Source organism: Streptomyces sp. YS-3, assembly GCF_045257485.1.
GTDB lineage: Bacteria > Actinomycetota > Actinomycetes > Streptomycetales > Streptomycetaceae > Streptomyces.
In genome coordinates this window covers 1-6,318 of the sequence record NZ_JBJHPC010000426.1, presented here as the reverse complement: position 1 = coordinate 6,318, position 6,318 = coordinate 1, and the positions used below count along the sequence as shown (strand labels likewise).

Here is a 6,318-nt window from a genome sequence, read left to right as displayed (position 1 = left end):
GGGCGGGGTCACGCCCGCGTGCCGGGAACGGGGATGCTCCGGCGCCACCGCCTTCTTGCCGGAGATCCGGATCAGCGGCGCCCCCGCCACCTCCTCCACCCCGTGCCACATGTCGGGACGGGACCCCAGCCACGCCAGCAGCTCGGACCGCACCGGCTCCGGATCCGACCACGTGCCGTAGAACTTCGTGCCCGTGATGCAGACCGGCCGCAGCCCGTGCGTCGCCACCGCGCCCCACACCGCCGCCGCCACCCCGGGACAGTGCTCCGCCCGGAAGTCGTCGAACGCCACGATCCCGTCCGGCGCGATCAGCTCCCGCGCCGCCTCGATGTCCCCGTGCACGTGCTCGTACAGGTGCGAGGCGTCCACGTGGACGAAGCGGCAGCTGCCGGGGCGTACCCGCGAGGTGATCACCGACGTGGGGGCCTGGACCACCACCGGCAGCTCGTCGTGGAAGGCGAGGTAGTTCGCCTCGAAGGCCCGCCGCGTCAGGGTCGCGTACGAGCGGTCCATCTCCTCGCTGTTGGGGTCGTCCGGCGCGGGCGAGTCGAACAGGTCGCAGACCGTGAACGTCTCGCCCGCCCGCAGGTACGACCCGAGGAAGATCGCGCTCTTGCCCAGGTACGCGCCGAGTTCCAGCAGGTCACCACGGAATTCCTGGCGCTCCTGGCGGGCCAGGAACCAGTCGAAGAGCAGTTGGTCGGCGGGCCAGAACCACCCCTTGACGTCGGAGAAGCGGGCCGGAGCGGCGCTCGGGGCGCTCGTCGTTTGTGCCATGGACCCGGTCCTACTCCCGCAGGGTGGCGCGGAGTTTACGGCCAGGGGTGAGGCCGGTGGTGGCGCGGCGACTTCCCGGCCCCGGCTACTTCCCGGCCCGCCACCGCGTGACCCCCCGGGACGTCAGCTGAAGATGATCATGGAGCCCTGCGCCAGCGACCGCGTCGCCGCCGCGTGCAGCCCCAGCCACACATGCCGCTCCCGGGCGAAGGGGCTCTCGTCGTACGGGATCGGCCCGGCCGGCTCCTCCAGGGAGGTCGGGCGGTCCGGCGGGGCGGGCGCCATCGGCGGGTTCACCGGGTCTATGCCGATCGCCGGGGCCACGAACTCCAGCTCGCGCAGCAGCCCGTGGGTGGAGCCGAGCGGGCCGCCCCCGGCCAGCAGCTCCTCGTTGGCGAGCGGGGTGCGGAAGTCCACCGGCACATACGCGCCCGCGTGGTCGTAGTGCCAGACCAGATGGGACTGCTGGGCCGTCGTCTCGAACATCTCCAGGAGCTGTTCGTAGTCGCCGCCGAGCTCGTCCACCGGCGTCACCGCGAGCCGGCAGAGCTGGAGGAGGTAGGCGCGGCGCAGGAAGTGCAGCGCGTCGTAGTCGAAGCCCGCGACCGGGGCGACATCGCCCGAGAGGCCGGGCATGTACGCGAAGACGGGCACGGGCGGCAGCCCTGCCTCACCGAGCGCCTTGTCGTACGAGGCGATCTCCTCGGCGAACGGGTTGTCGGGGCTGTGGCACAGCACGTCGACGAGGGGGACCAGCCACAAGTCACAGGCCACGGGGCTCCTTACGAGGTCGCGATGGTCGGGACAGCGTAGTCCGCCGAGCACGCTCCGCGAAGCTCGCCCGTCAACTCCCGTGCGGAGTACGCGTCAACGCGCCGCCCGGGCTTCGACTCGGCAGTCCCACACGCCTCAGAAGACCCGTGGGGACGCATACCCATGGCGGCGGGACCTCAACGGCCCACGTCCCAGATCCATACCCCGTCCACCCGGCGGCCCTCCCGGCCGAGCAGCCGCGACACCGTCGTGTACAGCGCCTCCTCGTTGTCCTGCGGCGGCAGGACGACGAGCCCGGCCTTCCAGTACGCCAGGTCCGCCCGCGCCCGGGCGCGCCAGCCCTCGTCGATGTCGGGGATCGCGGCGCCGTAGCGCACATCGCGCAGCAGATTGGAGGTCCAGCGCGGGGAGGCGCCGTAGATGCCGATCCGGTCCGGGCCCCAGGGGCCGTTGAAGTAACCGCCGGGCAGCGGGAAGCCGAGGCCCGCGCGGACCTGCCAGTGCAGCGCGTCGGCGGCGGCCGGGTCCGGCAGCGGCACGGTCACCACGGACTCGCCGGGCTTCAGGAACGTACGCCACAGCCCGTCGGCGAAGAACGACGGCACCGGCGCCCGCTCGGTCACCGGGAAGGGGGTCGGGACGATCGGCAGCAGCGCCGCCGCCACCGCCGCGAGGCCCGCCAGCCGGTTCACCCGGCCGGCCGTGGCCAGCCGTCCGGCCGCGAGCGCGACCAGCGCGCCGAGCGCCGGGGCGCAGATCATCCCGACCCGGCCCTCGATGACCGACTCGAAGAGCGGCCGGTGGGCGAGGGCGCGCCAGGGCCCGGGAAGCACCACGTCCGTGTAGGGGAGGCGGATCTTCTGGCCGAGCGAGAGCAGCGCGGCGGCGACCGCGGTGAGCGCGAGCGCCTTCACCAGGGCGTGCCGCCACAGCCGTACCGTGATGGCGAGGGCCAGGGCGATCAGCGGCCAGCCGTAGAAGGCGTTCTGCTCGGTCCGGTTGAGCGCCAGCCCGTCCGCCGTCGCCTCGTCGCCGAGCAGCGCCCGTCCGGAGAACTTCAGGAAGGACAGCGGGCTGTTGCCCGCCGCGTCGCCGTGCAGCACCGAGTGGTAGCTCTGCTCGCCGAAGAACTGCCGGGTCAGCGGGTAGGCGACCAACGCCAGACAGACCAGGGCGGCCACCCCCAGGCCCTTGGCGAGGGCGGGTCCGGCCTGCCCGATCACCTCGCGGCGGGCCGGCGCGTACGACAGGGCGAAGAGCAGCATGCCGAGCGCGGCGAGCAGCAGCACCTCCTCGCCGAGGAAGATCTGGTACGCGCCGAAGAGCCCGAGCAGCACACCGTCGCGGCGCACGTCCGCGGCCGGTGAGCACAGCCGCAGGGCGCGGTCGACGATCACCGGGATCATGAACAGGACGCAGAAGTTGGGGTGCGCGTTGGCGTGCGAGACCATCGGCGGCGCGAAGGCGGCGAGCGCGCCGCCTAGCCCCGCCGCCCACGGGTTGTCGGTCACCCACCGCGCGAAGAGCCGGTACCAGGCGTACGCCGTGGCGGTCAGGCCCAGGGTGAGGACGAGCGCCCAGGTGACGGTCGGGCCGAGCGTCAGCGTGACCGGCGCCAGCGGTACGGACAGGCCCAGCATGGGGGTGTTGCCCATGAGGTTCACCCCGTCCGGGAAGCCCTGGAGGGTGGTGAAGAGCGGGTCGCGCAGATGCCGGACGTTGTCGGCGGTGACCGAGAAGAACCACTCCCACTGGTTCTGGTCCTGCCCGGAGTCGGCGAGGTAGCCGTGGCCGAGGTCGCTCCACAGGTCCTTGTAGAGCAAGACCGAGGAGAGCAGGAAGAGCCCGAACAGGGCGAGGTTCGCCCGCCCGGCGGAGCGCGCCTTGAGGCGGACGAGTTCGAGGAGCACCCGGCCGTAGTCGGCGGGGCCGACCTTGGAGCCCTCCTGGTGGGACCAGCGGACCGGGACCTCGGCCACGGCCCAGCCGCGGCGGCGGAAGTACTGGAGTATCTCCACGTCGATGCCCCAGCCGTCGAGGCGGGCGTCCGCGAAGGCCGCGCGCGCCTTGTCGCCGTCGAAGAGCTTGAAGCCGCACTGGGTGTCATGGATGCCGGGGACCGCGACGGCGCGTATCAGCCGGTTGCCCATCCGCCCCAGCCACTCGCGGATCCGGCTCTGGTGGACGGCTATGTCGGCCTCGGGATGGGCGCGGGAGCCGATCGCGGCGGCGGCCTCGGCTCCGTCGAGCTCCTTGGTGAGCCGGTCGAGCTCGGCGACGGGGGTGGCCAGGTCGGCGTCGGTGAGCAGCACCCGGGCGCCCCGGGAGGCGGCGACACCGAGCCGCAGGGCGTGGCCCTTGCCGTGGTTGCGGTCGGCGGCGACGAGCCGCACCCGGGGGTCGGCGCCGGCCGCGTCCCGTGCCACGTCCGCGGTGCCGTCCCGGGAGCCGTCGTCGACGACGATCAGCTCCCAGGAGAGCGGGGCGTCGCGCAGGTGGTCCCGGATCGCGTCCAGGGTGGGGCCCAGGCGCCGTTCCTCGTTGTACGCGGGGACGACGACCGAGAGGTCGAGCAGGCCGCCGTCGGTCACCGCTGCAGCCGCTCCGCCCAGGTGAGGGAGTGGTCGTTGTACGCGCTGATCACGGCGTACGCGGCGTCCCCGTCCCCCTGGACGACGGCGTCGACGAGGTCGCCGTGCCCGTTCCACAGCCAGTCGCAGAGGTCGGAGCGGCCCCGCAGATACGGCACGGCGAAGACCCAGCACTGCATCCGCAGCCGGTGCAGGAAGTCCGATATGTAGGGGTTCCCGGCGAGGGCGCCGAGCTCCCGCCAGAACCGCAGGTCGTACCCGATGAGGATGTTCAGGTCCCCGCTGCGGGCGGCGCGGGCGCACTCCTCGGCGCGGCGCCGCACGGAGACGAGCGCGGGGCCGTGCCCGGCGCCCAGCTCCGTGATCTTCCGGAAGATGCCGTTGACCACGACCGACCGGGCTTCGACCATGCCCCGGTAGTCGTCGACGGAGAACTCGTGGACGCGGAAGCCGCGGTGCTGGTCGGAGTCGAGCAGCCCCTGCGCGGTGAGGTCGACGAGCGCCTCGCGCACGGGGGTGGCGCTCACCCCGTACTGCTCGGCGATCTGCTTGACGGTGAACTCCTCGCCGGGCTGGAGCCGCCCGGCCAGTATCTCGTCGCGCAGCGCGTCGGCGATCTGCTGCCGCAGCGTACTGCGGGTCACGCCGCCACTCGCGGGCACGGGCGCCCCTCCCCTCGTCGGTGTTCCGCACACGATAGGCCAGGGGTGGGGAAACGGGGGATTTCGAGTTTTCCCGGGGCCTGCCCCGCGCCCCCGGGGGGAAGGGCGCGGGGGTCCGTCGAAGGCCCGGGGGCTCAGACGGTGTACTCGTCCGCCACCGACAGGGCCTCGTCCAGCACCGCCAGACCCTCCTTCGCCTCCCCCTCGGTGATGTTGCAGGGCGGGACGACATGGGTGCGGTTCATGTTGATGAAGGGCCACAGGCCGTTCTTCTTGCAGGCCGCGCCGAAGGCGGTCATGGGGGCGGCGTCGGCGCCGGCGGCGTTGTACGGGACGAGCGGCTCGCGCGTCTCCCGGTTCCTCACGAGTTCGAGCGCCCAGAAGACGCCGGTGCCGCGCACCTCGCCGACGGCGGGGTGGCGGGCCGCCAGCTCGCGCAGACCGGGCTCCAGGACGGTCGCGCCGATGTGGGCGGCGTGGCCGACGACGCCCTCTTCCTCCATCACGTTGATGGTGGCGACGGCGGCGGCGCAGGCCAGGGGGTGCCCGGAGTAGGTGAGTCCGCCGGGGAACGGCCGCTTGTCGAAGGTGGCGGCGATCTCGGCGGAGATGGCGACGCCGCCGAGGGGGACGTATCCGGAGTTCACGCCCTTGGCGAAGGTCATCAGGTCGGGGGTGACGCCGTACAGGTCGGCGGCGAACCACGACCCGGTGCGGCCGAACCCGGACATGACCTCGTCCAGGACGAGGACGATCCCGTACCGGTCGCAGATCTCGCGGACGCCCGCGAGGTAGCCCGGCGGCGGGGTCATGATGCCGGCGGTGCCGGGGACCGTCTCCAGGATGATCGCGGCGATACCGGCAGGGCCCTCGAAGGCGATGGTGTCCTCAAGGTGGGTGAGGGCGCGGGCGCACTCCTCGGCCTCGGTGGTGGCGTAGAAGGGGGAGCGGTAGAGGAACGGGGCCCAGAAGCGGACGACGCCCGCCGAGCCGGTGTCCGAGGCCCAGCGGCGGGGGTCGCCGGTGAGGTTGATGGCCTGGGCGGTGGCGCCGTGGTACGAGCGGTACGCGCTCAGCACCTTGTGGCGTCCGGTGTGCAGCCTCGCCAGCCGGATGGCGTTCTCCACGGCCTCGGCGCCGCCGTTGGTGAAGAAGATCTTGTCGAGGTCGCCGGGGGTGCGCTCGGCGATGAGCCGCGCGGCCTCGGAGCGGGCCTCCACGGCGAAGGCGGGCGCGAAGGTGGCCAGCCTGCCCGCCTGCTCCTGGATCGCGGCGACGACCTTCGGGTGCTGGTACCCGATGTTGGTGAAGACGAGGCCGCTGGAGAAGTCGAGGTAGCGGTTGCCGTCGTAGTCCCAGAAGTACGAACCCTCCGCGCCGGCGACGGCGAGCGGGTCGATCAGTCCCTGGGCGGACCAGGAGTGGAACACGTGCGCACGGTCAGCGGCCTTCACGGCCGCGCCGGTCCGGGAGTCGGGGTCGACATGAGGGGTCATGGGGCCCAGGTTAAGGAG

5 protein-coding genes are annotated in these 6,318 nt (G+C 72.7%); all 5 read right to left on the bottom strand.

Annotated features, from left to right (window positions below; translation table 11 throughout):
• Positions 1 to 777: class I SAM-dependent methyltransferase (locus ACJA3G_RS27170; RefSeq protein ID WP_406555678.1), on the bottom strand; the 777-nt coding region annotated here is incomplete at its 3' end.
• Between the two features lie 123 nt (positions 778 to 900).
• Positions 901 to 1,551, bottom strand: coding sequence for a hypothetical protein (locus ACJA3G_RS27165; protein WP_283142795.1), 651 nt, complete (start codon positions 1,549 to 1,551; stop codon positions 901 to 903).
• Between the two features lie 176 nt (positions 1,552 to 1,727).
• Positions 1,728 to 4,142 (bottom strand): glycosyltransferase, encoded by a 2,415-nt coding sequence (locus ACJA3G_RS27160; protein ID WP_406555677.1) that lies wholly within the window; start codon positions 4,140 to 4,142, stop codon positions 1,728 to 1,730.
• Positions 4,139 to 4,804: a GntR family transcriptional regulator gene (locus ACJA3G_RS27155; RefSeq protein WP_406555676.1), complete on the bottom strand. Its 666-nt coding sequence runs from the start codon at positions 4,802 to 4,804 to the stop codon at positions 4,139 to 4,141. Before ACJA3G_RS27155 ends, ACJA3G_RS27160 begins: the two co-directional genes overlap by 4 nt.
• A 134-nt stretch (positions 4,805 to 4,938) precedes the next feature.
• Positions 4,939 to 6,300, bottom strand: a complete 1,362-nt coding sequence (locus ACJA3G_RS27150; RefSeq protein WP_406555675.1) for an aspartate aminotransferase family protein — start codon at positions 6,298 to 6,300, stop codon at positions 4,939 to 4,941.
• Between the last annotated feature and the right edge of the window lie 18 nt (positions 6,301 to 6,318).

Coding starts and splice junctions, on each gene's coding strand:
- ACJA3G_RS27150 (WP_406555675.1), bottom strand. CDS start 6,300: ATGACCCCTCATGTCGACCCCGACTCCCGGACCGGCGCGGCCGTGAAG.